The sequence below is a fragment of the Marinobacter litoralis genome, from assembly GCF_016427555.1.
Lineage (GTDB): Bacteria > Pseudomonadota > Gammaproteobacteria > Pseudomonadales > Oleiphilaceae > Marinobacter > Marinobacter litoralis_A.
In genome coordinates this window covers 1509018-1534626 of sequence record NZ_JAELVS010000001.1, presented here as the reverse complement: position 1 = coordinate 1534626, position 25609 = coordinate 1509018, and the positions used below count along the sequence as shown (strand labels likewise).

Sequence of the window (25609 nt, the reverse complement as noted above, 5' to 3'; positions counted from 1 at the left end):
TGTGACGCTTCTGCTCCGCCATCCATGGCTACGCACATTTTTGGAAAGCACTCCCCGCCCCACTCTTTAGACTTTCAACACAACCAACCCAACTCGCAAACTTCGAAGATGGATATCAGCAGCGTTCGCTACCGGAAAAATCTATCAGTCTTTAATACGGTATTCCGCCGAACGGGCATGAGCAGTCAGGCCTTCGCCACGGGCAAGAACAGACGCCACACGCCCCATACGATCCGCACCTTCAGGCGTAAAACCGATCAGAGAAGAACGCTTCTGGAAGTCGTAAACGCCCAGAGGCGAGCTAAACCGCGCGGTGCCGCTTGTTGGCAGCACATGGTTCGGGCCGGCACAGTAGTCGCCTAGTGCTTCTGCGGTATAGCGGCCCATGAAGATCGCGCCTGCGTGGCGGATGTCTTCCAGCATGGCTTGGGGGTCTTCTACTGACAGCTCCAAATGCTCCGGAGCGATGCGGTTCGACACCTCCGCGGCTTCTTTCAGGTCGGCGACGTGGATCAGCGCGCCTCGGCCCGTCATGGATGTGCGAATGATGTCTTTACGTTCCATGGTCGGAAGAAGCTTATTGATACTCGCCTCTACCGCATCGAGGAAGTCTGCATCCGGGCTAACCAGAATGCTTTGCGCTTGCTCGTCGTGCTCAGCTTGCGAGAACAAATCCATCGCGATCCAGTCCGGATCGGTTTTGCCATCGCAAATCACCAGAATCTCAGACGGCCCGGCAATCATATCGATACCAACAATACCGAACACCTCGCGCTTGGCGGTTGCCACAAAAATATTGCCCGGGCCAACGATCTTATCCACTGCCGGCACGGTCTCCGTGCCATAAGCCAAAGCTCCCACCGCCTGCGCGCCACCCAGAGCAAACACACGGTCAACGCCGGCAATGGCGGCTGCGGCCAGAACCATATCGTTCACTACACCATCCGGCGTAGGCACCACCATAATCAACTCGCCGACACCCGCCACCTTGGCGGGAATCGCGTTCATCAAAACAGACGACGGATACGCTGCCTTACCACCCGGCACATACAAACCGGCCCGATCCAAAGGCGTTACCTTCTGGCCCAGAACCGTTCCGTCTTCATCCTGATACTGCCAGGACTGCTGATTCTGCCGCTCGTGGTAGTCGCGAACCCGCTCCGCCGCCTTCTCGAGCGCCTCACGCTGATCCTGAGGAATCGCCGCCAAAGCAGCCTGCAAACGATCCTGACCCATCTCAAGCTCGGCCATGGAGCCGACCTTCAAACGGTCAAACTTCTCGGTAAACTCAAGAACCGCCGCATCGCCGCGGGTCTTCACTTCATGCAGAATATGACGCACCGACTCGTTCACCTGATGATCCACACTGTCATCCCATGCCAACAGGTGGGCCAGCGCACTGTCAAAGTCGCTTTGGGTGGTGTTAAGTCTGGTGATCTTATCGGTCATAACTCAAATCCTGCTTTGGATTGAAAACAAATGTCTGCCGAATAAAACCCGCCGGCAGCTACGGGGTTCGAAAGAAGATAGGCCAAATACCCCAAGCCCGAAAGAGCGTTCAGGGTGTCCCTTCCAAAAATGTGCGGAGCCATGGATGGCGGAGCAGAAGCGCCACAGGGATGTGCCGAAGGAGCGGTTTTTGGAAGGGACACCCTGAACGCTCGTGCACCAAGCGTCTAAAAAGGAGAGCCTTACTCCGAACCGCGACGACGCTCCACAGCCGCCGCCATCATCTCGATGATCGGATTAATCTTCCCATGCTGCATCTTCATCGACGCCCGATTTACCACCAATCGCGTACTGATATCGTCAATCAACTCCCGCGCCTCAAGGCCATTCGCCTTCAGCGTATTACCGGTATCCACGATATCCACAATCTCATCGGCCAGATTCAGAATCGGCGCCAACTCCATCGCACCATACAACTTGATGATATCCGCCTGCCGACCCTGTGCCGCATAATATCGACGAGCAATATTCACAAACTTCGTCGCCACCCGAATGCGCCCGGCCGGCGGCTGCTCACCTTTCTTCCCGGCCGTCATCAAACGACAACGGGAAATATTCAAATCCAGCGGCTCGTACAACCCGTCTCCGCCATGCTCCATCAACACATCCTTGCCGGTCACGCCAAGGTCAGCTCCACCGTATTGAACATAGGTGGGCACATCCGTTGCGCGAAGAATCAGCACTCGAACATTCGGATCCGTCGTGGGGAACACCAGCTTGCGGGACTTTTTCACGTCGTCTACCAGCTCAATGCCGGCTTCTGCCAGCAGTGGCAGAGTCTCTTCGAGAATTCGTCCCTTCGACAAGGCGATGGTGATGGAATCTGTCATGGATCTTTCCGGGTTCCCGTTGGTGTTTGATTACGCTGGCAAACGGCGAATGCTTCCGCCCAACAGCTGCAACTTCTCTTCAATACATTCGTAACCGCGGTCAATGTGATAGATACGGTCTACAATGGTGTCGCCCTCAGCAACCAAACCGGCAATGACCAAGCTGGCCGAGGCACGAAGGTCAGTGGCCATAACCGGCGCACCGGTCAAATGATCCACGCCTTTGATAATGGCCGCGTTACCTTCCAGCGTGATGTCGGCACCCATGCGAATCAGTTCCTGCAGGTGCATGAAACGGTTTTCGAACACCGTTTCCACGATGGTGCCGGTACCTTCCGCGACCGCATTCATAGCCGCAAACTGGGCCTGCATGTCGGTGGGAAACGCGGGATAAGGTGCGGTACGAATGCTCACTGCTTTCGGGCGTTTGCCCTTCATATCCAGCTCGATCCAATCTTCACCGGTGGTAATGTGAGCACCGGCTTCTTCCAGCTTCAGCAGCACCGCTTCCAGAATATCTGCGCGGGTATCCTTCAACTTCACACGGCCGCCGGTGGCCGCAGCGGCAACCAAATACGTGCCGGTTTCAATACGGTCTGGCTGAACGTTGTGGTGACAACCGTGCAGGCGCTCAACACCGTTGATTTCAATCGTCGCGGTACCGTGGCCTTTAATGTCTGCGCCCATGGCGATCAGGCATTCCGCCAAATCCACCACTTCCGGCTCGCGGGCGGCGTTTTCCAGAATGGTTTTGCCGTCAGCCAAGGTAGCCGCCATCAACAGGTTTTCCGTACCGGTTACGGTGACGGTATCCATGAAAATGTGCGCGCCCTTCAGGCGGCCATTGGTTTTAGCATGGATGTAGCCATTTTCAACCTTGATCTCTGCACCCATCTGCTCGAGGCCGTGGATGTGCAGGTTGACCGGCCGCGTACCAATGGCACAACCGCCGGGCAAAGACACCTGAGCTTCGCCAAAGTGCGCAACCAGCGGCCCCAGCACCAGAATGGAGGCGCGCATGGTTTTTACCAGCTCATAAGGCGCGTGGTAGTGCTCAATGGTGTTGGCGTGTACTTCAACACTCATTTTCTCGTCAATCAGCAGCTCGACACCCATACGGCCCAGCAACTCGATCATGGTGGTGACGTCGTTCAGATGCGGCAGGTTGCCAACGGTTACCGGCTCGGAAGCCAGCAGCGTTGATGCCAAAATCGGCAAAGCCGCGTTCTTGGCACCGGAAATCCGAATTTCGCCATCCAGAGGCTTTCGGCCTCGGATCAGAAGTTTATCCACAATAGTAATCCTGTTCTGTTTAGCCGTTGGCCTGGCGCTCAGCCCACTCGCTCGGAGTAAAGGCTTTCGGGTGAAGAGCGTGAATGGTGCCGTCCATGATGTACTGGAACAGCACCTTGTTGATCATCTGCTGTCTTTTAATAGTAGGCAGGCCTTCGAATACGTCACCCACTGCAACGACCATGTAGTGGTTGCCATCGACTTGTACCTGAACCTCACAATCAGGCAGGGCTTCTTTGACAAGTTCGGTAACCTGGGCGGCGTCCATAGAAAATCCTCAGCATTATTAAAATCAGGAGCGGAATTGTAACCAATTCCCGAGCGGCGGTCAGCTATGTGCGGAAAATCCCGGCAGATGGGCATCCAGATTGCTCAGTGCCGCCAGCGACTTCAGGCGGTCGCTGGCACCCTCGAACGAAAGTGCCACTTGCTTCGATTGCGCCAAACGCTGCCAGCACATCAACATGGACAGCACCACGCTGTGGGCAGTGTCGAGCTGCGCCAGATCAACCTTTAACGACCCTGTGGCCGAGCCAACGAGCTTCTCGCCCTGTTTGCGCAGTTCAATCACGGTGTTCGCATCAACCTTGCCGGCGACACTCAACACGGAACCCTCCAGGTTGACGACTGGGCTGGAGTTGCTCATGACGCATTCACATCGTCTTCAAGGTTCAAGGATTTAACCGAATCGGTCCAACCATCAATCACCACCTGAACCTGGCCGCGATTTTCTTCCATTTCCTGGGCGAAGCGATCACGGAACGCCAGACCAATGTTGACGCCTTCAACAATCACGTTTTCCATCAACCAGCGGTCTTCTTTATTCTTGTACATCGAGTAGGTCACGGGGTAGCGATTGCCCGAGGCCGTAATCACCACCAACTGCACGGATGCGCGATTCTCATTTTGCGGCAAAATCTCCGCTTCCCGCACTTCGATGGTGAAATCGTCGGCGGTCACCAAGGCTTTGGCATAGCTGTCAAACAGACTGCGCTTAAACTTGGCCACAAACTCGTCGCGTTGCTCCGGGGTGGTCTGGCGTGCATAACGCCCCATCACCCGGGCCGCTATCCGTCGAAAATCCACGAAATCCGTCAGCGCATCTTCCATGCTCTGATAAAAAGCTTCCGGATCTTTATCATACAGACCTTTTTCAGCGTGCAGCTTCTCCACCAGCATCTGGGTGTTGTCGCTGACGTATTGCTCCAGATCTTCCTCTACACCCGCCCACGCCTGGCCGGCGACCAGTATCAACGCGGCAAATAAAACGAACAGCTTCTGTTTAAAAATTAACATCCTAATCTCCTGTCCTGGTTGGCATCAGCGGCCAGAGGCGAAATTGCTGATCAATCTTTCCAGATTCATTGCAGACTGGGTGGAATAAAACGTATCCCCATCACCCAACGACTCCATGTCTCCACCAATCGAAATATCAATGTACTGCTCACCCAATAGCCCAGACGTGCGAATCACGGCTGCGCTGTCCGCCGGGATGGTGTCCACATCCGAGCGAATGGCCATGGTTACTTTGGCCTGAAAGGTGTTCTTATCAAGGCTGATCGACTCGATGGAACCCACCGTCACGCCCGCCATCGACACTTTGCCGCGCGGGGTCAGACCGCCCACATCGTTAAAGTTAGCGTAGATTGTGTACGTCGAGGAGGCCGATTTGGGCGACAATCCGCTCACCTGCAGCGCCAAAAACAGCAGCGCGGCCAAACCGGCGATCATGAAGAAACCTACCACTATTTCCGTTGTTCTCTGCACCATAACAGGGCCCTAGAATCCTTATTAGAAATCGCCAAACATTACAGCGGTCAGCACGAAATCGAGGCCGAGCACCGCCAATGATGAATACACAACTGTTTTTGTTGTCGCAGAACTGATGCCTGCAGACGTAGGCACACAATCGTACCCCTGATAGACGGCTATCCAGGCACACACAAAGCCGAAAACCACACTTTTAATGACACCATTCAGCACGTCATCGAGAAAATCGACCGATGACTGCATGTTGCCCCAGAAGGAACCCTCAAACACGCCCAGCCAGTCCACGCCTACCAGCATGCCGCCCCAAATACCGACTACGGAAAAAATCATCGCCAGTATCGGCATGGCAATGAATCCGGCCCACAGACGAGGCGCAACCACCCGGCGAAGTGGATCAACGCCCATCATTTCCATGCTGGAGAGCTGTTCTGTAGCCTTCATCAAACCGATTTCTGCGGTCAGCGCAGAACCTGCACGGCCAGCAAATAAAAGCGCCGTCACCACCGGCCCCAACTCGCGCACCAAAGTTAACGCGATCATTTGCCCTATCGCGGCTTCGGAGCCGTAATCGCTGAGTATGGTATAGCCTTGCAGGGCCAACACCATACCGATGAACAATCCGGAAACCACCACAATGGCCAGCGAGAGCACGCCCACCGAATAAAGCTGCTTAACCAGAAGCGGAAAACCTGTTGCAGGCCTGGGGACACCCACCAGTACACCAAACAGAAACTGAGTCGCTCGCCCCAACGACCCCACAACTTCCAAACTCCTTCGACCAAAGCCCGCTACGTAGTCCATCATATCGATGCTCCCTTGATGCCGAAGTCATCGACAGGCTTATTGGCCGGATAATGGAAAGGAACCGGGCCGTCGGGATGGCCACTCAAGAATTGCTGAACCAGTTCGGACGGGTGATTACGTAATTCGTCCGGTGTGCCGGTGCCGATCACCTTGCCGTCAGAAATAATGCAGGCGTAATGGCAGATGCTGAGCGATTCAGGGACATCGTGAGACACCAGCACACTGGTCAGCCCCATAGAGCTGTTGAGATCCCGGATCAGCTTAACCAACACCCCCATGGCAATCGGATCCTGCCCCGCAAAGGGTTCATCGTACATGATCAGTTCCGGATCCAGCGCGATGCTTCGGGCCAGCGCCACACGGCGAGTCATCCCGCCTGAAAGCTCGGAAGGCATAAGATCCCGAGCCCCTCTCAGCCCCACAGCCTCCAGCTTCATCAATACGATGTCGCGAATCATATCTTCCGGCAAAGAGGTGTGCACACGCAGAGGAAAAGCCACGTTCTCGAACACACTGATATCTGTGAACAAAGCGCCGCTTTGGAAGAGCATGCCCATCTTTTCGCGCAGGCGGTACAGTTCTTTTCGCTTAAGCTTCGGAACTTCGTGACCCGCCACGACAACCTGACCGGAATCCGGTTTCAGTTGCCCACCGATGACCCTGAGCAGCGTGGTCTTGCCGGTGCCACTGGGCCCCATAATGGCGGTAATCTTACCCACGGGAATATCCAGGGTAATGCCATCAAAAATGCGCCGTCCGGAGCGGGAAAACACCACATCCTTTAGCGAAATGTATGCAGATGACTCCATAATCGATCCTTTTCGAGGAGCGCCTACATTAAGATAAGCGTCGCCTGACCTCAATTACAGGTTATTAAAATGTACTGATTGCAACGTTCAGATCCCCTGAACATTGGCAGCCCTACCGGGTATCAGTGATATACTTTCCGCCATAGTCGTCCGTCCCGATAACAGGGCCGGCTCCACAGACCGACCGAGTAAAGCCAGCCGAGATGACAGATTCAACTACTTCAAGTTCCCCGGATTACCGCAACTCAGCCGTTCGGGCCATCCAGATTGAACGGGATGCCATCGAAGCACTTGAACACCGCATCAACGGCGATTTCACCCGCGCCTGCGAGATCATCATGGCCTGCAAAGGCCGTGTCGTGGTCACGGGCATGGGCAAATCCGGCCATATCGGAAACAAAATTGCGGCAACTCTGGCCAGCACCGGCACGCCATCCTTCTTCGTGCATCCGGGCGAAGCCAGTCATGGCGACCTCGGCATGATCACACCGCAAGACGTGGTGATTGCCATCTCCAACAGCGGCAGCACCAGCGAAGTGGTGACCATTCTACCTTTAATTCGCAGAATGGGCGCCCCCCTGATCAGCATGACGGGCAACCCCGATTCGTTACTGGCAAAAGAAGCTGCCGCCAATTTGGATGTAAGCGTTGCCATTGAAGCCTGCCCACTGGGGCTCGCCCCTACCTCCAGCACAACCGCTACGCTCGTGATGGGCGACGCGTTGGCCGTGGCATTGCTGGAAGCCCGTGGGTTCAGCGCGGAAGACTTTGCTTTTTCTCATCCCGGCGGTCGTTTGGGGCGCCGCTTACTGCTGCGGGTTTCCGACATCATGCATGCCGGCGACAAGGTTCCTCGGGTTCTGGGAACCACCCCCCTCAGCGGTGCACTTCTGGAGATAACCCGCAAAGGCCTGGGTATGACTACCGTGGTGAACGAGGCGGGGGAATTGACCGGTATCTTTACCGATGGCGACCTGCGTCGAACTCTGGACAAATCGGTTGATGTTCATACCACCGCCATCAGTGAGGTAATGACACGCAACGGCAAAACCATCCAGGCCGACCAGCTGGCCGCCGATGCGCTCAACATTATGGAAGAGTTGAAAATCAACGCGTTGCCGGTGACCGACACCGAAGGCAACCTGGTAGGTGCCATCAACATGCACGACTTGCTGCGCGCGGGGGTCATTTGATGCCGGAGCTAACACCGCCACTCAGTCAACACTGGAGCAACGAGGTTCGCTCCAAAGCCGCCGCCATCAAACTGGTTGCCTTCGATGTGGACGGCATCATGAGTGACGGAAAACTTTACTTCAGCGCCAGCGGCGATGAACTGAAAACCTTCAACATTCTGGATGGTTTGGGGCTGAAACAATTGATGAACGCAGACATCACGGTTGCCGTGATCACCGGCAGACGCTCACCTCTGACCGAAAAACGCATGAATGATCTGGGCATTACCCATCTCATGCAGGGCCGGGAAGACAAAAAAGTAGCCCTGCAGGAACTGGTAGCCAACATGGACATCACCGCTGAGCAGATCGCTTACATGGGCGACGACCTGCCCGATCTCCCTGCCTTGCAATTCGCAGGACTGGGCATCACCGTACCGAACGGTTATTGGCTGGTCAGGCAGCATGCGGATTACTGCACCACTGCAGCCGGGGGCTCCGGTGCCGTGCGAGAAGCCTGCGATCTGATCCTCTGGTCCCAAGGCCGACTGTCAGCAACTCTTGAACCCTACATGAGTGCCGAATCGTGATTGCACGTCTTTTCAGCCCAGGAAAAGGCAAAGCCTGGGCCCGAACCCTGGCTTTAGGCGGAACGATTGCGGCTACCTTGTTTCTTATGTGGCAAAGCGACGAGCCACCGCGCAGTCAGGACAAAGCCAAGGAGCTACGTGGCCCCGCCGAACCAGACGGTTTTATTGTTCAGGCCGAGTACCGTACCTGGGATGCTCAGGGGAACCCGAAAATCCGGCTGACCAGCCCGCGCATCGAACAGTTCGAAAGCCAAAATCTCGCATCGATGGAGCAACCCAAAGCCACTTTGCACGGTGAAGGCGATCCGGTGCCGTGGAATATTGAGGCGGATGAAGGTAGCCTTTTGCAAAACGATGGGCTGGTCAACTTGCACGGCAACGTTGTTATTCATCGCCGTTTGCGAGGCTCTGACACCACCTTTGAAACCGACCAGTTAACCCTGAACAACACCGAAGGTACCGTGTACACCGACCAACCGGTGACCATCACCGAGCCACACGGAACTACCAAAGCAACGGGCATGAAAGCCTGGCTGGACGACCGAATTCTGGAACTCAATTCCCAAGTGGAAGGGCATTATGATCCCATCAGGTAACCGACTTCTTTTTCCGCTGGTAATGGCCGCCGCCGTATTGGCCAACCCGGCGGCCGCATTCACGCTGGACTCCGACGAACCCATCAAAGTCAGCGCCAACTCTGCGCGTCTGGATGACAGTGCAGGTACTGCCATCTACACCGGCGCCGTGGAATTGGTGCAAGGCAGCGTTAAACTGGATGCCGAACGGGTTGTCCTTTATCGCAGCCCCCAAGGCCTTAGCCGCATCGAAGCGAGCGGCTCCCCTGCCCATTATCGACAGCCTTCTCAGGATCAAACCGCCGTTATCAATGCCGAAGCACTGAACATTACCTGGTCTGCCAAAGACAGCCAGCTGACCTTCGAGCGAGAGGCCTTGATCGAACAAGGTGGCAGCACCTTCCGTGGCGACGTTATTCATTACGACACGGTGAATCGGGTTGTGACGGCAGAAGGCGGCAATTCAGAGGGCGCAAACACCGGCCGCGTAGAAATGGTGATTCAGCCCCGCAGCTCAGGTCAATAACAGGAAGGTTCTGATGGCAGTTCTCAGGGCCAGTAATCTGGCTAAAAGCTACAAGCAGAAAAAAGTGGTTCTGGATGTTTCTCTGGAAATCCGCTCAGGTGAAATCGTCGGCCTGCTCGGCCCGAACGGCGCCGGAAAAACCACCTGCTTTTACATGATTGTCGGGCTGGTTCCGGCTGACCACGGTCGCATTACCATCGACAACAACGACATTACCCCCCTGCCTATGCACGGGCGTGCCCGTAAAGGTATTGGCTACTTGCCACAGGAGGCATCGGTGTTTCGCAAGCTGACTGTGCGCGACAACATCATGGCCATTCTGGAAACACGCAAATCGCTTTCCAAAGCGGACCGTGAGGCGAAGCTGGAAGAGCTGCTGGAAGAGTTCCACATCACCCACATTCGCGACAGCGTAGGCATGGCGCTTTCAGGTGGTGAGCGTCGCCGCGTCGAAATTGCCCGGGCGCTGGCGATGGAGCCGGCCTTCATTCTGCTGGACGAACCCTTTGCCGGCGTAGACCCCATTTCGGTCAGCGACATCAAACACATCATCCGGCATCTTCGAGACAAAGGCATTGGCGTTCTGATCACCGATCACAACGTGCGCGAAACACTGGATATTTGTGAGAACGCTTACATCGTCTCCGGCGGCCACATTATCGCCTCGGGCAGTGCTGACGCCATTCTTGCCAACCAGCAAGTAAAAGAAGTTTACCTTGGGGACGAATTCCGGCTGTAGACAAATGTAGACCTGAACGCCGGGCTGATTGTTTTGCTGAACGCGAGCAAGTAAACTCGGCAGGGTACTTGCTTAAATTGTTGACCATGCGTCGCAAGTTACCAGCGCGCAACAACTTTTTATATTTGCAAGCAATGCTTTTTATCAGGATGCAAGCACGTTATGGATACTGAGCCATGGTTATGAAAGCTTCATTACAGCTTAAAATGGGCCAAAGCCTAACCATGACCCCCCAGCTGCAACAAGCCATTCGGCTACTGCAGCTTTCCACCTTGGACCTACAACAGGAAATCCAGCAGGCACTCGATTCAAACCCGATGCTGGAAACCTCCGAGGACGACGACCAGACGGATTCAGCTGAACAGCAGGACAACAATCTCGACGAGCAACGCGAGACCGCCTCGGCTGCAGACGAGCCCGCACCAGATTCACAAACTTCAGACTGGGACGAGTCGGAAACCGCACCCGACTGGTCGGCCGAGGACCAAACACCCGAGAACATCCCCGACGACCTGCCGGTTGATACCGCCTGGGACGACATTTACCAGTCGGCACCCGCCCCGGCCAGCCGCGGCGACGATGAAAACGACTCCGATTTTGAAACCCGGAATTCGCCCAGCGAAACCCTCCACGACCATCTGGAATGGCAGCTGAATCTGACCCCGCTCAGTGAACGGGACCAGGCGATTGCACACGCCCTTCTGGATGCAGTCGATGACCGAGGGTATTTGACCTCTTCCGTTGAAGAGATCCACTCCGGCCTGTTTGAAGGCTCGGAAGACGATCCGCTCGAACTGGATGAAGTGCAGGCCGTTTTGCGCCGACTCCAGCACTTTGATCCACCGGGGGTATTTGCGCGGGATCTTCAGGATTGCCTGATGATTCAGCTTGGCCAACTGCCTCCGGATACGCCTTGGCTCCGCCAGGCCAAACTTGTGGTTACGCAGTTTCTGCATTTGCTGGGTAATCGTGATTACGCACAACTGCTTCGCCGCAGCCGCCTGAAAGAAGATCAGCTGAAAGAAGTGTTGGGGCTGATCACCAGCCTGAACCCGACCCCCGGCGACAATATCGACCGTACCGAACCGGACTACGTCATTCCGGATGTGATCGTGCGCAAACACGAAGGTCGCTGGCGCGTGGAGCTTAATCCGGAAATTGCCCCACGCATTCGCGTCAATGCAAGCTATGCTTCATTAATACGACGGGCCGATAGCAGCGCTGACAACACCTACATGCGCGACCAACTGCAGGAGGCCAAGTGGTTTATCAAAAGCCTGCAGAGCCGCAACGAGACCTTGCTCAAAGTGGCCACTCGAATAGTTGAGTACCAGCAAGGCTTTCTGGACCATGGCGACGAAGCCATGAAACCACTCATCCTGTCGGACATCGCCCAGGCGGTGGATATGCACGAGTCGACCATATCCCGGGTCACCACTCAAAAATACATGCATACTCCGCGGGGCATTTTTGAACTTAAATACTTTTTCTCCAGCCACGTGGGCACTGCCGAGGGTGGAGAATGTTCCTCAACAGCGATTCGTGCGATGATCAAAAAACTGATTGCGGACGAAACTCCTAAAAAGCCGTTGAGTGATAGCAAAATTGCAGCCATGCTAGGAGAACAGGGAATCAATGTCGCCCGACGTACCGTAGCCAAGTACAGAGAGGCGATGCACATCCCTCCCTCGAACGAGCGTAAACGTTTGGTTTAAGGATTCGTCAGTACAAGAGGTGCTGACACTCAGACCGGCAAAAGCCGGCTATATGACAACAGGAGAAGCCTATGCAACTCAATATTTCAGGCCATCATGTAGAACTGACTCCCGCACTAAAGGATTACGTAAACACCAAGTTTGATAAGCTTCAGCGACACTTCGACCACATCAGTAATTGTCAGGTGACGTTGCAAGTTGAGAAAGTTCGCCAAATGGCCGAAGCTACCCTCCATGTGATTGGTGGCGAAATTCACGCAAAGGCTGAGAACGAGGACATGTACGCCGCCATCGACGGTCTGGTCGACAAACTCGACCGACAGATCCTCAAGCATAAAGAAAAGACAGTCGCCCGGATGCAAGGTAACGGCTAACGCGCCTCTTAGCGTGAAACCGAACCGGGTGTTTCAATAAAACGTGCTGCGGCAGGAGTATCATCCGGCCGCAGCCTTTTTTTTACGGAAATGAAGTCGATCTATGAGCGATTCATCCCTGACCATCGACAACATTCTGGCTCCAGAACTGACTCTGTGCCGTGTTGCAGCGTCAAGCAAGAAGCGAGTACTGGAGTTTATCGCTGAGCACATTCACCAGCAGGACGAAAGCCTCAACGATACAGATATCTTCAACAACCTGGTGTCGCGGGAGCGACTGGGCAGTACCGGCATCGGCGAAGGCATCGCCATCCCCCATTGCCGGCTGGACGGGCTGAATCGAGTCATCGGCGTGTTGATGACACTGGCCGAACCGGTCGAGTTCGACTCGATCGACAACCAGCCCGTCGATATCGTATTTGCCCTGGTTGTGCCCAAAGAAGCGACCAGCGAACACCTCGAGCTGCTCAGTCAGCTCGCTGAAAAGTTTAATGAAAGCTCTTTTTGCGAAAAGCTGCGCCAGTGCCAGAATACCGACCATCTGCACAAGGCCATGATTTCGAATCAGAATTGATACGAGCTCAACAAAAGCGCGCAGCATGAGAGGAACACTGTTATGAAGCTGATTATCGTCAGCGGCCGCTCAGGCTCGGGTAAAAGTACCGCCTTGCATGTACTGGAAGATCTGGGGTTCTATTGCATCGACAACCTCCCCATTGGACTGCTCTTCCCCCTGACCCAGGAAGCCGCCACCCAGGAAGCGACCACTCGCCTGCGGAAAATGGCGGTCAGCATTGATGCACGCAACCTGTCGGGCGAGCTGGCCAATTTCGAGGCCATATACAGCCAGCTCAAAAGCACGGGCATGGATGTTGAAATCATTTTCCTGGATGCCGACGAACAAACCTTGCTTCAGCGCTTTCACGCAACCCGGCGCAAGCACCCGCTCAGCGATGACAAAACATCGCTTCCTGAGGCGGTATCCTATGAAAAGAGCCTCCTTGAGCCGCTCTCCCGGCTGGCCGACCTCTATGTGAACACCACCGGGCTGTCCATGTACGAATTAAGGGACATGGTCAAACAACGGGTAGCCGGGCGGAAAGATCAGGAATTAGCTTTGCTGGTTCAATCCTTCGGCTTCAAGCACGGGGTTCCGGTTGATTCGGATTACGTCTTCGATGTTCGATGCCTCCCAAACCCCTATTGGGACACCAACCTCCGAAAATACACCGGCGTTGACCAACCCGTCATCGACTTCCTCGAGCGCGAGCCTTTGAGCCAGAAGATGGTGAACGACATTATCGGGTTTCTCGATTCCTGGCTTCCGTCGTTCGCGGACAGTAACCGCAGCTATATGACCATATCCATCGGCTGTACGGGCGGCCAGCATCGCTCTGTGTACGTTTCCGAACAACTGACCAAACACTTCGCAAAAAAGTATCGAAATGTGCAGGTTCGCCATTCCGAACTGCCTCACCTGCAGGCCAGAGGGGAAATCTGATTCGCCATGATCAGCCGCACGGTGACAATCATCAACAAACTCGGTTTACACGCGCGGGCCACCGCCAAGCTGGTTGCGACCGCCTCCGAGCACGAATCGAAGGTCTGGATCAGCCGCAATGACCGCAAGGTAGATGCCAAAAACATCATGCAAGTCATGATGCTTGCGGCCAGCCAGGGCACCATCGTTGAACTCATTGCAGACGGCCCCGATGAGCAACAAGCCATCGACGCATTAACCTCGCTGATTGCAGATTATTTCGGCGAAGGCGGCTGATTCTTCGCAATTCACCTACAACTGCCCCTCACCGACGCTCGCTAACTCCGCTATAATACGGAGGTTTTCTGACCGTAGGTGGATCCATGTCTGATATTCTGGAACAAAGTCAGGCCCACCAGAGACTCCGCTCCCTGAGCGAGGCTCTGGATAGTGGCGCGCTGAAGCAGGTTGCCCGCATCCTGAACGGCGGTCTCAGTCCCAGCGATATCGCCCACCTTCTTGAATCCTCTCCGCCTCGTCAGCGGGCTTTGCTGTGGAATCTGGTTGATAAGCAACTGGAAGGCGAGGTTCTGCAGCACCTTGGTGACGATATCCGAGGGTATTTCCTGAGCAAATTCAACGCTCAGGAACTGGCCGACATCATTGAAGATTTTGAGTCGGACGATCTCGCCGACTTGCTTCAGCAGCTACCGGACACGGTCATCCTGGAAGTCCTCGAGACCATGGACGAACAGGATCGGCAACGGGTAGAGGAAGTGCTTTCCTACCCGGAAGACACCGCCGGCGGCTTGATGAACACCGACACCATCACGGTGCGCCCGGACATCAGTATCGACGTGGTGCTGCGTTATTTACGCCGGCACCGCAGTTTGCCGCCCATGACCGATAGCCTGATCGTAGTTAACCGGCGGGATGAATTCATCGGTACCCTCGCCATCACCCGCATGCTGGTATCCAACCCGGCGTCTACCGTCCGGGAAGTCATGGACACCGACATTGAGCCCATTCCGGTCAGCCTGTCTGACACCAAAGTGGCCACCCTGTTCGAACGGTATGACCTCATCACGGCTCCGGTCGTGAACGAACACAACAAACTACTGGGCCGCATCACCATCGATGACGTGGTGGATGTTATCCGTGAAGACGCAGACCACTCCCTGATGAGCCTGGCCGGTCTTGATGAAGATGAGGATACCTTTGCTCCTGTGATGAAAACCACCCGCCGCCGCGCGGTCTGGCTGGGTATCAATTTGCTGACGGCATTTACAGCCTCAGCGGTAATTGGTCTGTTTGAAGATACCATCGCCAAGGTGGTGGCTTTGGCGGTCCTGATGCCCATTGTCGCCAGTATGGGCGGCATCGCCGGCAGCCAGACGCTGACGCTGGTGATTCGGGGCATGGCCGTGGGGCAAATCAGCAGCGTTAACGTTGCATGGTTGCTGAATCGGGAACTGCTCTCCGGTATCCTTAATGGGCTCTTATGGGCCGCGGTGGTGGCCACTGCGGCCATTCTCTGGTTCGGAGACTGGATGATCGGCGGCGTGATTGCGGCCGCCTTGGTGATCAATCTGGTGGCCGCCACAGTAGCGGGCACCGTACTGCCTCTATTCCTGAAGTCCCGTAATATTGACCCGGCCCTTGCCGGCGGTGTTATTCTGACAACCGTGACCGATGTTGTTGGCTTCATGGCCTTTCTGGGATTGGCCACCCTCTTTTACGCCTGACAGAATTGATATACAACATGACTGACCATACTGACGACCAACTTCCAGAGTATCTGGGGCCCAGCAAGTCGCAATTGAAACGGGAAATGCATGAATTGCAGGATCTCGGCAAGCGCATGCTGGAATTGAACGACGACCAGCTGGCGACACTTCCGATCAGCGACCGGCTCCAACGGGCTATTATCGAATCACGTCGCATCACTCAGCGTGAAGCACGCCGCAGACACCTGCAATACATCGGCAAGATCATTCGTCAGGAAGACGATCCCGAAACCATCAGCAAAACCATTGATGCTTTCTATGCCGGTAGCGAAGAGCATACTCGCCGCCACCATCTGGCTGAACGCTGGCGCGACAAGATGATTTCGGAAGGGGATTCAGTGGTCGGAGAATTTATCGACTACTGCCCGACCGCCGAAGTTCAGCACCTGCGAAATCTGGTGCGCAATGCTCGTAAAGAAGTGGAGAAGCAAGCCAACACAGGCCAGTCCCGAAAGCTGTTTCGCGCGCTCCGGGAATGGATTGACGAAGCCGAACAGCATTAACGCTGTTGGAGGCTTATAAACGCCGGTGCTCCCACACCGGCATGCGTGCCCGCACCTGCTCCAAATAGTCCAGATTCAGGTTCGCCAGAGCCATCCCCGGGCCTTCTTCTATTTCCGACACCACTTTACCCCAAGGGTCGCACACCAGGCTGTGGCCAAAAGTGCGTCTGCGCTCACTGTTCTGGCCGCCCTGCCCCGGCGCCACAACCCACACCTGATTCTCGATGGCCCGGGCACGAATCAAGGCATGCCAATGGGCATCACCGGTCTGCCAGGTAAAGGCGCTGGGTAAACACACCCACTCGGCGCCTTGCGCTCTTAAGGCACGAAACAGTTCCGGAAACCGAAGGTCGTAGCAGATCGCCAAACCTAACCGGCCCGCTGGCGTATCTATGGTGACGACCTGATCACCAGGCTCAAACGCGTTGGATTCTTTGTATTGGCCGTGAGCATCTTCAACCATGGCATCGAACAGATGGATCTTGTCGTAGCGAGCCACTTCACGGCCCTGATCGTCATACACCAGACAGCACGCCCGTACCCGGTCCGCGATCGCAACGCCATCCGGCCGGCTCGCCAATGGCATGGAACCGCCCACAATCCAAAGCCCCAGGGTTCGGGCTTGTTCCGCCAAAAAAGGTCGTACCACCGGGATGTCACCCGCCTCCTGCTCGCCGCAGGCCTGCATCTGCCCACTCGCCAATACCGCAAAGTTTTCAGGCAACACTGCGACCTTCACACCCTGCCCGGCAGCCTCTTTCAACAAGCGGGCAGCTTCTGCCAGATTGGCTTTTACATCGTGACCACTGACCATCTGAATTGCAGCAACCTTCGTCATTATCTGCCTCCCCAGTTACTCGCCTGTGTCAAACACACCTTTTAGCTCAACCTTCGGATCGCTCCAGTTGCCTGTGACCGTATACGTGGCACTGGTCAGCTTGCTGAGCGGATCCCCGAGTATCTTGTCCAGTACAAACAAGGCACCACCAATGGGTGCACTGGCCCCCATCAGCAAAGCCGCAAGAGGAAGATTCTGAGTAATCGGCAACACCATCACCAATCGCATATTCAGATCTTCACTCTCCATGTCGGTATTGCCGCTGATTTTAAAGGCGCCCGACGGGCCCACCAACTGTAGTTCAGGATCCAGGCTGAGCAAACCATCGGTCATAACGGCCTTCCCCGATATAGCATCAAAGGCAACGCCCGCCTCATACAAATCCGAGAAATCCAGGCTCAGGCGGCGCCACAAAGTGTCAGTATTCAAGAGATTGAATATCCGGAACAGTTGCGCCGAATTGTTCTGTTCAAGAATGACACCATCATCCAGACGCATGCTGACCTGACCATTCAGATGATCTAATTCAAGGCGAGCCGGGCTGCCGGGCCAGTCCACATCCAGCTCAATGGTGGTTTCTTTGTTGTTCAACGGGATCGAACCTCCGATAAGGGGCTCTAGATCTTTTAGGGCACCACCGGCAAGCTGGCCTTTGAATTGAGTCACCTCCCTGCCATCAAGAATTCGCCAGGCCATATCTCCCGTCAGCGCCAAAGACCCTACCTGACCTTCGATACCGGTTACGTTCAATTGATGCTCTTCGGGGCGAAGCTTCAACGCCCAGCGCCCGGCAGGCTTGCCGCCAATGGTCAAGGCCGCGATCTGCCCATTGATGTTCGGCCAGCTGCCGATGTCCAGTTGCCGGAAGGCTTCCAATTGTTGCTCCAGCGTCAACAACGGCTCCTCCGGGTGACCACCTTCTGCTTGGCGGCTTAGACTCAGGCTCTGCAGATCCACCTCGACAATGCCGCCATCATCCGGAATCACCACTCGGCCGACAGCCCGTTCGGATTCGGTATTCACCACCCAGCGATCCCCAAGATCCAGAGCACTTATCTCAATGTCGGAAAGCCGGTTGTCGCCCAGGAACAAGTGGTCAAACGTCAGGTCCACGCCGCCTTCTCTCAGGTTCAAATCAAACGCCAACCGGTCGGTCCATGTGCCCGTCACCTGAACCCCCTCGTCAACAAAGGGATCGATCGCTACTTCAAGCTGAGCGGTATCCAGGGCGTCTTTGCCTTGGGGGGCCGGCCAATCAACCGCCAGCCCGAGCAGATCAGACGTCATTGAAATCGGAGATACCCCGTCGGCTCCGACTGTCAGCCCGGCGTTGTATTCCAGCGAGCCATTCAAGCCCAACGAAGTGTCGATTCCAAAGTCAAACTGCTGCAGAAAATCGGGCAGCTGCAGGCGGCCGGATTGCTGGATGTGCAATACATTGTCCTGACGGTTATGGCCGAACCAGAGGCTTGCCGGCTGCCCCAGAAACTCCGTAGTAACCGGTCCACCTTCAAAGCCGGTTTCTGTGTGGTAGGTCAGATCGGCGCTGATATTACGCCACGCCAGCCCGGCCTCGGAAAGCGCGAACTCCGCCCCTTCGGTTTTTACGTTGGCTTCAACAACTGGCTGTGCGTCACTCAAAGGCAAATCAATATCCAGGCCAAGCTGGAACTGGCCACGAATGTTGGCATCCGTCAGAGCAGCCCCTCCCATCTCTGCGAGCGGGCTGTTCGCTAACCACCAGGACACCGATTCGCCGGAAACCGGCGCTGAGGTCGCGATCTGAATGCGAGCAGGTTGTTCGGCCGCCCCGGGCACCACCCTAACCTCAGCGGAATCAACCGCCAAACCGCCGGTGGTCGCCTGTTTGAGGGTTACCAAAGTATCACCGTTCTGAACCTCTACCCTCCCTTCAGCCCCGGTTACGACTGGCCATTGGTCGTCGTAGCGAACCCTCCCTTTCTCGAATTCATACCACATGGACGATACGAAGGATCCGGCAGGCGCATCGGAGCCAATTCGGCCATGACCATAGTATTCGCCGTTACGAATCACTGCCTGTTCAATCCGGGTAGACAACCACTCGTAAAGACCTTTATCCACCGCGTGCACCGGGACAAAAGCCGCCAGCATATCCGCTGAACCGTTTTCCACGCCCACCCGCAAGCCAAGATTATCTTCACCCTGACCATCGAGCTTCAGGTCAAACGCGCCGGTGATAACCGTGTCCTGCTGATATCCAAATTGAAGATCATCGGCGAAAACCCGAACAACGGAGCCTTCTTTTAACCAGGACACCCGTCCGGTCATTGAGTCAAACGTCCAATCATCGATAAACAAGAAAGGAAAACCCAACGTGACCGGGGCGGCGGCATCCAATTCCACATAGCCTGCTTGCGCCGACAACTCAAAATATCCCTCCAGCCCCGTTGCCGCTGGCGTGCCCTGCCACGCTTGCGCACTGACGTCGCGCAATTGCCCGGACAAACTGAAGTCTGCAGCCTGTTCTGGCAACAGCAACAGCATGTCATCGACATAGCCCTGCGGGCGGTAATGCTCCAGAGCCTGATTGGCAACGTTCGGCAACAGCTGAAGATCCAGCACCAACCTTCTGAGCGGCTCTAGTGGCAGCGCATCGGCCACAATCGCGGTACCCGAATCGTGAGGCTGAATTCGGAAACTGAACGGTTGAACGACATCTCCGGCCCATTGCCACTGCAGCTCCTGCAGCATAAATGCCTCACCGCGTCGCCAACCGAATCTTGCGTGAATATGCTCCAGCGGTGCCAGTGACTGCGTGTTGACACCCAGCTGCAAATACGGAGTTTCTACCCGGCCCTGAACTTGTTGAAGCTCGCCCTCTTCGAAAGTCAGCCAGGCTTTTCCTCCCAGATCGAAGCCTTCTAATCGAATGCCTCTCCAGCTCAAATCATCCACCAGCCCGTCAAACAAACGCCCGGAATCCACGTCCAGATAGAGCTGGCCGGTAAAATCACCGCGAAAAAAGTGTTGCCCGACCAAGGCGAAACTGGCCAGCTGCGTGGCCGTGCCACTTTGCATCGCGCGGCCCGCCGCCTGAAACAAGCCCCGTCGATACAGCAAGTCCAACTGGGGAATATCAATGTGGCGCAAGTGGTCTTTGCCGTCATCCAGGGTCAGGCTGACGCGGGTGATCCGCACTTCCGGATCCGATAACCAGGTACCGGCGTAATCCAGCCACTTTTGCAGGCTATGGCCCTTTGTTACGGGTTTTTGCAGTAACTCTTCAACAGGATTGGCATCACCGGGAATGACGGAACGGGTCAGTGTGAGCGATAGCTCATCGGCTTCGAAATTTTCGAAAACGATACGAAAACGCATTAACGACGACAAGAAATCCAGCTTGGCGCTCAGGTGCTCAAGATCTGCCACCACCTTCCCGGTGCCTGGGTGACGCACAAGGATTTCGTTGGCGGTGATCGAGGGATTGAGCCACTGCCAGGAAGACGACAGACGGCCGATGCTTACCTCGAAGCCGGTCTGTTCGGAGAGGATGCGAGCGGTTCGATCCGAGAATTGATCAATATTGGCGGTGAGCTGACGGCCAATGCCCGCGTACAAAGCAAGCAAAACCAAGCAAACCAGCAACGCCCACCACACGCATGAAGCGATGCCCGTCAGAACACGGCCGACCAACCCTCCGGGGGGCGTATTTGCCTGAACACTGCCTTCATCGCGGATCGACATCGTTATCGGTCAGCCCCTTGAAATACTGAACCGCTCAGGTATCAGAGCAGGACCACATCATACTGCTCCTGGCTGTAAAAAGGCTCAACCTGGAATCGGATGGTCTTTTTGATGAAGGTTTCGAGGTCCGCCACGTTATCGGATTCTTCATCAAGCAGCCGGTCTACCACGTTCTGGGAGGCCATCACCAGATAGCTCTCCGCCTCGTAAACCCGATTGACCCGAAGGATCTCACGGAAAATCTCGTAGCACACGGTTTCAGAGGTTTTCAGGAAGCCGCGGCCATCACAGATCGGGCACGGCTCGCACAACACCTGCCCGAGGCTTTCCGTGGTGCGCTTTCGAGTCATTTCTACCAAGCCCAGCTCGGAAACACCTGTAATTTTGGTTTTCGCATGATCGCGCTCAAGCATTTTCTCGAGCATTCGGAGCACCTGCCTTTGATGCTCCGTGTCGTCCATGTCGATGAAGTCAATGATGATGATACCGCCGAGGTTGCGCAGTCTCAGCTGGCGACTAATCGAACGCGCAGCTTCAAGATTGGTCTTGAAGATGGTTTCTTCCAGATTCCGATGCCCGACAAAAGCACCGGTGTTGATGTCGATGGTGGTCATCGCTTCGGTTTGATCGATGATCACGTAACCGCCGGATTTGAGCTGCACTTTGCGGCTGAGCGCTTTCTGAATTTCGTCTTCTACGGAATACAGATCAAAAATGGGGCGTTCGCCGGGGTAATACTCCACTTTATCCGCGAATTCAGTGACAAACTCATGCACGAAATCCATCACCCGCTGATAACTCTCCCGGCTATCGATCCGTACTTTTTCAGTTTGCGGGCGAATCAGGTCCCGGATGGTGCGAATAAACAGCGGTAGATCCTGGTACACCGCAGAAGGAGCCGGTGCTTTGTTGATGCGCTCATGCACCGACTGGCTCAACCGATGCAGATACACCATGTCGGCGATGAGCTCTTCCGCCTGTGCACCTTCGGCTGCGGTGCGGATGATGTAACCACCATCCACCTCCTGATGCTCGGCCGCGGCTTCTTCAACGATCGATTTCAGGCGGGCACGCTCGCTATCGTCTTCGATGCGCTGGGAGATACCAATGTGTTTCACCCCGGGCATAAACACCAAATACCGTGACGGCACCGACAATTGCGTGGTCAGGCGCGCCCCTTTTGTGCCGATCGGATCTTTCGTTACCTGAACAACTAATGACTGGCCTTCCCTCAACAGGGTACGGATATCAGGAACCACTCTAGGCCCCTCACCCTCGTCGTCTGCAGCGGGCTGACTGGCAACAACATCCGAAGCATGAATAAACGCAGCCCGTTCTAGGCCGATATCCACGAACGCGGCCTCCATGCCGGGCAACACTCGAACCACTTTGCCTTTGTAGATATTGCCGACAATACCTTTGCGGCTGGTTCGCTCGATGTAGGCTTCTTGCAACATGCCGTTTTCGACCAGCGCCACCCGGGTTTCCACCGGCGTTACGTTGATCAGGATTTCTTCACTCATCGCTGACTCTCCTTAGTGCTCGGCCAGTACTGGTTCACCGGGTGGCCCGCTTGAGCAAGCAAAACGGCGGTTTCCTGAAGTGGGAGCCCCACCACCGCACTGTAACTACCCTTGATCGAACTGACAAAAATGCCACCCAGCCCCTGTATGCCATAGCCGCCCGCTTTGTCCATAGGCTCGCCGCTCGCCACGTAGGCGCGAATTTCTTCAGCTTCCAGCTCCCGGAACGTCACATCCGTGACCACAACCCGGGACCAGCACTCCTTATTGTGCGCCAGCGCTACCGCCGTTAACACCTGATGCGTGCTGCCCGATAGCGCCTGCAGCATGGCCACGGCCTGCTCGGGGGTCTCGGGTTTTCCCAGTATCTCTTCGTTGTGGATCACCGAGGTATCTGAGCCCAACACCAACTTTTCCGGGTGTTCCCGGGCAACACACAAGGCTTTTTCCCGAGCCAGGCGCTCTACGTAGTGTTCAGGCGTTTCCAGTGAGGCGGGAGTTTCATCGATATCCGCCGGTTGTACATGAAATTTCAAGCCTATCTGCAGAAGCAATTCAGCGCGCCGGGGAGAGGCGGAAGCAAGAATCAGATCAGGCATATTGGTTTACCCCAGTTTTCGATTGATATGGTCCAGCACGCTGCTGAGCAACGGCCAGATCAAGGCACTGGTTACGGCCGGCCACAAATAGCTGAAACCGATATTCTCAGCACCCACCAATTGCTTGATAAAATGCACGAGCATCTGATTGATGCCCAGCAACAGAAACACCATGAGACATTGTTGCGGCAGCGGGTACATGCGAAGACGCTGGTGCACGGTCAATACCAGAAAGGCGATCAGCGCCATGCCCACCGCATTCACACCCAGAGGGGTCGATTCCAGGGTATCCAGCAGCAATCCCAGACACCAGGCCAAGATCACGCCAAACTGAGCCGGCGCCCTGAACGTCCAGTAAAACACCACCAGACCCAACCACTCAGGCCGGAACTCGAACCACCCCACAGGAAACATGGAGATACTCAGAACCAGCGATATCAGTACCGAGATTAAAAACAGTGGATAACTGATGACTGACAGCATCAGGGCGCCTCCCCTTCATCCGGAACCTGCTCACTTACCGGTTCTTCGTCATGCCGGGTTTCCGGCTGGAAGACTACCAGAACAAGGCGACTTTGATTCAAGCGCGCTTTCGGCGCAGCGCCGATCGTAACAAACGGTTCTCCCGGCTCTTTAACGATTTCTGTAATCTCTGCCACCGGGTAACCAGACGGGAATCGGCCCCCAAGACCCGAACTGACCAACACATCGCCTTCACGAATATCCGCGGTATCCGGTACGTGTACCAGATCCAGGGTATTGGGCTGACCGCTACCGAGAAGGATTGCGCGCAGACCGTTGCGCAGGACTTCCACGGGTACCGCGTGACTGCTGTCAGACACCAACAGCACGCGCGAGGTAAACTGGCTTGTCTGGACCACCTGCCCCATCAGCCCCGCGGCATCCAACACCGCCTGCCCGACGGTAATGCCGTCGCTCTGACCTTTGTTGATGACAATTTCGTGGGTATACGGATCCGGAGAAATGCCGACAACTTCACCCACAATAACGCGATCGTCCAGCACTTCGGCAGAGTTCATTAAGCGGCGGAGTTCGTTGTTCTCGGAGGCAAGAGCGGCGTACTTCAGCGCCCTTCGTTCCAGAATAAGAAGGCGGGTTTGCAGTTCTTCGTTTTTCTTCTGCAGATCTTCGTGGTCTTCGAGTGAGCCCTCGATCCAATTCCCCAATCGGGCAGGCAAGTTGCCGAACCAGTAGATGGGGGCCAACCCTGTCTCGATGGAGCTACGAACAATCGACAGTCTGTCAGAACGGCTATCGGCAGCGATTAACGCTGCCGATAACAGTATGACTAGGAGGAGTCTGAAGCCGGGTATCGGCCCCTGAACGAAGATGGTTTTAATGGTGAGCTCCCCTCACGGGATTACCCCTCCTGGGAGAACATTCCGATGCCGCTGCGATCGATCACTTCCAGCGCTTTACCGCCTCCGCGGGCAACGCAGGTCAGCGGGTCTTCGGCAATGATCACGGGCAATCCGGTTTCTTCGCTGATCAGTTTGTCCAAACCAGCCAACAGTGCACCACCGCCGGTCAGGACGATGCCGCGCTCAGCAATATCAGACGCCAGCTCGGGCGGCGACTGTTCAAGCGCACTTTTGACGGTTTGTACGATCTGCGCCAGTGATTCTTGCAGTGCGTCGAGAATTTCTTCGCTGTTCAGAGTGAACGCGCGGGGCACACCTTCCGCCAGATTGCGGCCGCGAACGTCGATTTCTTTCAGTTCCAGACCTTCGTAGGCACAACCGATTTCGTGCTTGATGCGCTCTGCGGTCGAATCACCGATCAGGCTACCGTAGTTCCGGCGTACGTAGGTTACGATGGCTTCGTCAAACTTGTCGCCGCCGACGCGTACGGAGTCGGCGTATACGATGCCGTTCAGGGAGATAATGGCGATTTCAGTGGTGCCACCGCCGATATCAACAATCATGGAGCCGCTGGCTTCTTCAACCGGTAAGCCTGCACCGATGGCTGCCACCATGGGCTCTTCAATCAGGAAGACTTCGCGGGCACCGGCACCGAGAGCAGATTCGCGAATGGCTTTGCGTTCTACCTGGGTCGATTTGCTGGGCACACACACGAGCACACGCGGGCTTGGGGTGATGAAGCTGTTTTCGTGCACTTTGTGGATGAAGTGCTGGAGCATTTTTTCGGTGACGACGAAGTCGGCGATGACGCCGTCTTTCATAGGGCGAATAGCGGTGATATTTCCGGGCGTTCGGCCCAACATGCGTTTGGCTTCAGAACCGACGGCGGCAACCATTTTCTGGGAGTTGCTGGTTCTGATGGCGACCACGGACGGTTCGTCCAATACGATGCCACGACCCCGCACATAGATGAGTGTGTTGGCGGTGCCCAGGTCAATGGACAGGTCGCTGGAGAATAGGCCTCGGAGTCTTTTGATTAACATTCGTGTTGTTTCAACCTGAGAG

28 protein-coding genes are annotated in these 25609 nt (G+C 55.5%); 12 read left to right on the top strand and 16 right to left on the bottom strand.

What is annotated here, in order from left to right; all coding sequences use genetic code 11:
• Positions 1–144: 144 nt before the first annotated feature.
• From hisD to JAO79_RS07080, 9 genes are all read right to left on the bottom strand, one after another.
• Positions 145–1449: a histidinol dehydrogenase gene (gene hisD / locus JAO79_RS07120; RefSeq protein WP_199006479.1), complete on the bottom strand. Its 1305-nt coding sequence runs from the start codon at positions 1447–1449 to the stop codon at positions 145–147.
• A 242-nt stretch (positions 1450–1691) separates the two neighbouring features.
• On the bottom strand, positions 1692–2339 hold the full coding sequence (gene hisG, locus JAO79_RS07115; RefSeq protein ID WP_199006478.1) for an ATP phosphoribosyltransferase: 648 nt from the start codon (positions 2337–2339) through the stop codon (positions 1692–1694).
• A gap of 30 nt (positions 2340–2369) precedes the next feature.
• A complete protein-coding gene (murA, locus tag JAO79_RS07110) occupies positions 2370–3632 on the bottom strand; it encodes a UDP-N-acetylglucosamine 1-carboxyvinyltransferase (protein WP_199006477.1) in 1263 nt (420 codons plus the stop codon).
• A gap of 19 nt (positions 3633–3651) precedes the next feature.
• On the bottom strand, positions 3652–3900 hold the full coding sequence (locus tag JAO79_RS07105) for a BolA family protein (protein ID WP_199006476.1): 249 nt from the start codon (positions 3898–3900) through the stop codon (positions 3652–3654).
• Between the two features lie 60 nt (positions 3901–3960).
• Positions 3961–4278 (bottom strand): lipid asymmetry maintenance protein MlaB, encoded by a 318-nt coding sequence (locus JAO79_RS07100; protein WP_199006475.1) that lies wholly within the window; start codon positions 4276–4278, stop codon positions 3961–3963.
• Entirely contained in the window at positions 4275–4928 is a 654-nt protein-coding gene (locus JAO79_RS07095; RefSeq protein ID WP_199006474.1) for a phospholipid-binding protein MlaC, read from the bottom strand. The genes JAO79_RS07100 and JAO79_RS07095 overlap by 4 nt, the downstream gene beginning before the upstream one ends.
• Before the next feature lie 24 nt (positions 4929–4952).
• Positions 4953–5402 carry an outer membrane lipid asymmetry maintenance protein MlaD gene (gene mlaD, locus JAO79_RS07090; protein ID WP_199006473.1) on the bottom strand — a complete coding sequence of 150 codons (450 nt, stop codon included), beginning with the start codon at positions 5400–5402 and terminating at the stop codon, positions 4953–4955.
• Positions 5403–5423: 21 nt separating this feature from the next.
• Complete coding sequence (mlaE, locus tag JAO79_RS07085) at positions 5424–6206, bottom strand: lipid asymmetry maintenance ABC transporter permease subunit MlaE (RefSeq protein WP_199006472.1); 783 nt, start codon at positions 6204–6206, stop codon at positions 5424–5426.
• Entirely contained in the window at positions 6203–7015 is an 813-nt protein-coding gene (locus JAO79_RS07080) for an ABC transporter ATP-binding protein (RefSeq protein ID WP_199006471.1), read from the bottom strand. Before JAO79_RS07080 ends, mlaE begins: the two co-directional genes overlap by 4 nt.
• 203 nt (positions 7016–7218) lie before the next feature.
• Here JAO79_RS07080 and JAO79_RS07075 point away from each other — a divergent pair, with 203 nt between their 5' ends.
• The 12 genes from JAO79_RS07075 (at position 7219) to yjgA (ending at position 16476) form a co-directional block, all read left to right on the top strand.
• Complete coding sequence (locus tag JAO79_RS07075; RefSeq protein ID WP_199006470.1) at positions 7219–8208, top strand: KpsF/GutQ family sugar-phosphate isomerase; 990 nt, start codon at positions 7219–7221, stop codon at positions 8206–8208.
• Entirely contained in the window at positions 8208–8777 is a 570-nt protein-coding gene (locus tag JAO79_RS07070) for a KdsC family phosphatase (RefSeq protein WP_199006469.1), read from the top strand. Before JAO79_RS07075 ends, JAO79_RS07070 begins: the two co-directional genes overlap by 1 nt.
• A complete protein-coding gene (gene lptC / locus JAO79_RS07065) occupies positions 8774–9373 on the top strand; it encodes an LPS export ABC transporter periplasmic protein LptC (protein WP_320158943.1) in 600 nt (199 codons plus the stop codon). The genes JAO79_RS07070 and lptC overlap by 4 nt, the downstream gene beginning before the upstream one ends.
• Positions 9357–9878, top strand: coding sequence for a lipopolysaccharide transport periplasmic protein LptA (gene lptA / locus JAO79_RS07060; protein WP_199006468.1), 522 nt, complete (start codon positions 9357–9359; stop codon positions 9876–9878). The genes lptC and lptA overlap by 17 nt, the downstream gene beginning before the upstream one ends.
• Positions 9879–9891: 13 nt before the next feature.
• Positions 9892–10617 carry an LPS export ABC transporter ATP-binding protein gene (lptB, locus tag JAO79_RS07055; protein ID WP_199006467.1) on the top strand — a complete coding sequence of 242 codons (726 nt, stop codon included), beginning with the start codon at positions 9892–9894 and terminating at the stop codon, positions 10615–10617.
• A 182-nt stretch (positions 10618–10799) separates the two neighbouring features.
• Positions 10800–12332, top strand: coding sequence for an RNA polymerase factor sigma-54 (locus JAO79_RS07050; RefSeq protein ID WP_199006466.1), 1533 nt, complete (start codon positions 10800–10802; stop codon positions 12330–12332).
• A gap of 71 nt (positions 12333–12403) precedes the next feature.
• On the top strand, positions 12404–12706 hold the full coding sequence (gene hpf, locus JAO79_RS07045) for a ribosome hibernation promoting factor (protein WP_199006465.1): 303 nt from the start codon (positions 12404–12406) through the stop codon (positions 12704–12706).
• 103 nt (positions 12707–12809) lie between these two features.
• Positions 12810–13280, top strand: a complete 471-nt coding sequence (ptsN, locus tag JAO79_RS07040; RefSeq protein ID WP_199006464.1) for a PTS IIA-like nitrogen regulatory protein PtsN — start codon at positions 12810–12812, stop codon at positions 13278–13280.
• A 42-nt stretch (positions 13281–13322) separates the two neighbouring features.
• Positions 13323–14207 carry an RNase adapter RapZ gene (rapZ, locus tag JAO79_RS07035; protein WP_199006463.1) on the top strand — a complete coding sequence of 295 codons (885 nt, stop codon included), beginning with the start codon at positions 13323–13325 and terminating at the stop codon, positions 14205–14207.
• 6 nt (positions 14208–14213) lie between these two features.
• Positions 14214–14483: an HPr family phosphocarrier protein gene (locus tag JAO79_RS07030; protein ID WP_199006462.1), complete on the top strand. Its 270-nt coding sequence runs from the start codon at positions 14214–14216 to the stop codon at positions 14481–14483.
• A gap of 86 nt (positions 14484–14569) precedes the next feature.
• On the top strand, positions 14570–15931 hold the full coding sequence (mgtE, locus tag JAO79_RS07025; protein WP_199006461.1) for a magnesium transporter: 1362 nt from the start codon (positions 14570–14572) through the stop codon (positions 15929–15931).
• A gap of 17 nt (positions 15932–15948) precedes the next feature.
• Positions 15949–16476 carry a ribosome biogenesis factor YjgA gene (gene yjgA, locus JAO79_RS07020; protein ID WP_199006460.1) on the top strand — a complete coding sequence of 176 codons (528 nt, stop codon included), beginning with the start codon at positions 15949–15951 and terminating at the stop codon, positions 16474–16476.
• Positions 16477–16489: 13 nt separating this feature from the next.
• On the opposite strand, the gene JAO79_RS07015 is transcribed toward yjgA, so the two are convergent.
• From JAO79_RS07015 to JAO79_RS06985, 7 genes are read right to left on the bottom strand one after another with little or no spacing between them, the layout of a single operon-like run.
• A complete protein-coding gene (locus tag JAO79_RS07015) occupies positions 16490–17314 on the bottom strand; it encodes a carbon-nitrogen hydrolase family protein (RefSeq protein ID WP_227664340.1) in 825 nt (274 codons plus the stop codon).
• A 15-nt stretch (positions 17315–17329) separates the two neighbouring features.
• Positions 17330–21040, bottom strand: coding sequence for a YhdP family protein (locus JAO79_RS07010; RefSeq protein WP_199006459.1), 3711 nt, complete (start codon positions 21038–21040; stop codon positions 17330–17332).
• A 41-nt stretch (positions 21041–21081) separates the two neighbouring features.
• Positions 21082–22563 carry a ribonuclease G gene (gene rng / locus JAO79_RS07005; RefSeq protein ID WP_199006458.1) on the bottom strand — a complete coding sequence of 494 codons (1482 nt, stop codon included), beginning with the start codon at positions 22561–22563 and terminating at the stop codon, positions 21082–21084.
• Entirely contained in the window at positions 22560–23162 is a 603-nt protein-coding gene (locus JAO79_RS07000; protein ID WP_199006457.1) for a Maf family protein, read from the bottom strand. The genes rng and JAO79_RS07000 overlap by 4 nt, the downstream gene beginning before the upstream one ends.
• A 6-nt stretch (positions 23163–23168) precedes the next feature.
• On the bottom strand, positions 23169–23645 hold the full coding sequence (mreD, locus tag JAO79_RS06995) for a rod shape-determining protein MreD (protein WP_199006456.1): 477 nt from the start codon (positions 23643–23645) through the stop codon (positions 23169–23171).
• On the bottom strand, positions 23645–24514 hold the full coding sequence (gene mreC, locus JAO79_RS06990; protein WP_199006653.1) for a rod shape-determining protein MreC: 870 nt from the start codon (positions 24512–24514) through the stop codon (positions 23645–23647). The genes mreD and mreC overlap by 1 nt, the downstream gene beginning before the upstream one ends.
• Positions 24515–24543: 29 nt before the next feature.
• Positions 24544–25587, bottom strand: a complete 1044-nt coding sequence (locus tag JAO79_RS06985; RefSeq protein WP_199006455.1) for a rod shape-determining protein — start codon at positions 25585–25587, stop codon at positions 24544–24546.
• Positions 25588–25609: the final 22 nt, after the last annotated feature.

Coding starts and splice junctions, on each gene's coding strand:
- lptA (WP_199006468.1), top strand. CDS start 9,357: ATGATCCCATCAGGTAACCGACTTCTTTTTCCGCTGGTAATGGCCGCC.
- JAO79_RS07030 (WP_199006462.1), top strand. CDS start 14,214: ATGATCAGCCGCACGGTGACAATCATCAACAAACTCGGTTTACACGCG.
- hpf (WP_199006465.1), top strand. CDS start 12,404: ATGCAACTCAATATTTCAGGCCATCATGTAGAACTGACTCCCGCACTA.
- mlaD (WP_199006473.1), bottom strand. CDS start 5,402: ATGGTGCAGAGAACAACGGAAATAGTGGTAGGTTTCTTCATGATCGCC.
- JAO79_RS07095 (WP_199006474.1), bottom strand. CDS start 4,928: ATGTTAATTTTTAAACAGAAGCTGTTCGTTTTATTTGCCGCGTTGATA.
- JAO79_RS07075 (WP_199006470.1), top strand. CDS start 7,219: ATGACAGATTCAACTACTTCAAGTTCCCCGGATTACCGCAACTCAGCC.
- JAO79_RS07015 (WP_227664340.1), bottom strand. CDS start 17,314: ATGACGAAGGTTGCTGCAATTCAGATGGTCAGTGGTCACGATGTAAAA.
- mreD (WP_199006456.1), bottom strand. CDS start 23,645: ATGCTGTCAGTCATCAGTTATCCACTGTTTTTAATCTCGGTACTGATA.
- JAO79_RS07080 (WP_199006471.1), bottom strand. CDS start 7,015: ATGGAGTCATCTGCATACATTTCGCTAAAGGATGTGGTGTTTTCCCGC.
- rng (WP_199006458.1), bottom strand. CDS start 22,563: ATGAGTGAAGAAATCCTGATCAACGTAACGCCGGTGGAAACCCGGGTG.
- lptB (WP_199006467.1), top strand. CDS start 9,892: ATGGCAGTTCTCAGGGCCAGTAATCTGGCTAAAAGCTACAAGCAGAAA.
- JAO79_RS07105 (WP_199006476.1), bottom strand. CDS start 3,900: ATGGACGCCGCCCAGGTTACCGAACTTGTCAAAGAAGCCCTGCCTGAT.
- JAO79_RS07050 (WP_199006466.1), top strand. CDS start 10,800: ATGAAAGCTTCATTACAGCTTAAAATGGGCCAAAGCCTAACCATGACC.
- ptsN (WP_199006464.1), top strand. CDS start 12,810: ATGAGCGATTCATCCCTGACCATCGACAACATTCTGGCTCCAGAACTG.
- JAO79_RS07070 (WP_199006469.1), top strand. CDS start 8,208: ATGCCGGAGCTAACACCGCCACTCAGTCAACACTGGAGCAACGAGGTT.
- rapZ (WP_199006463.1), top strand. CDS start 13,323: ATGAAGCTGATTATCGTCAGCGGCCGCTCAGGCTCGGGTAAAAGTACC.
- yjgA (WP_199006460.1), top strand. CDS start 15,949: ATGACTGACCATACTGACGACCAACTTCCAGAGTATCTGGGGCCCAGC.
- JAO79_RS07010 (WP_199006459.1), bottom strand. CDS start 21,040: ATGTCGATCCGCGATGAAGGCAGTGTTCAGGCAAATACGCCCCCCGGA.
- hisD (WP_199006479.1), bottom strand. CDS start 1,449: ATGACCGATAAGATCACCAGACTTAACACCACCCAAAGCGACTTTGAC.
- JAO79_RS07100 (WP_199006475.1), bottom strand. CDS start 4,278: ATGAGCAACTCCAGCCCAGTCGTCAACCTGGAGGGTTCCGTGTTGAGT.
- JAO79_RS07000 (WP_199006457.1), bottom strand. CDS start 23,162: ATGCCTGATCTGATTCTTGCTTCCGCCTCTCCCCGGCGCGCTGAATTG.
- mlaE (WP_199006472.1), bottom strand. CDS start 6,206: ATGATGGACTACGTAGCGGGCTTTGGTCGAAGGAGTTTGGAAGTTGTG.
- JAO79_RS06985 (WP_199006455.1), bottom strand. CDS start 25,587: ATGTTAATCAAAAGACTCCGAGGCCTATTCTCCAGCGACCTGTCCATT.
- hisG (WP_199006478.1), bottom strand. CDS start 2,339: ATGACAGATTCCATCACCATCGCCTTGTCGAAGGGACGAATTCTCGAA.
- mgtE (WP_199006461.1), top strand. CDS start 14,570: ATGTCTGATATTCTGGAACAAAGTCAGGCCCACCAGAGACTCCGCTCC.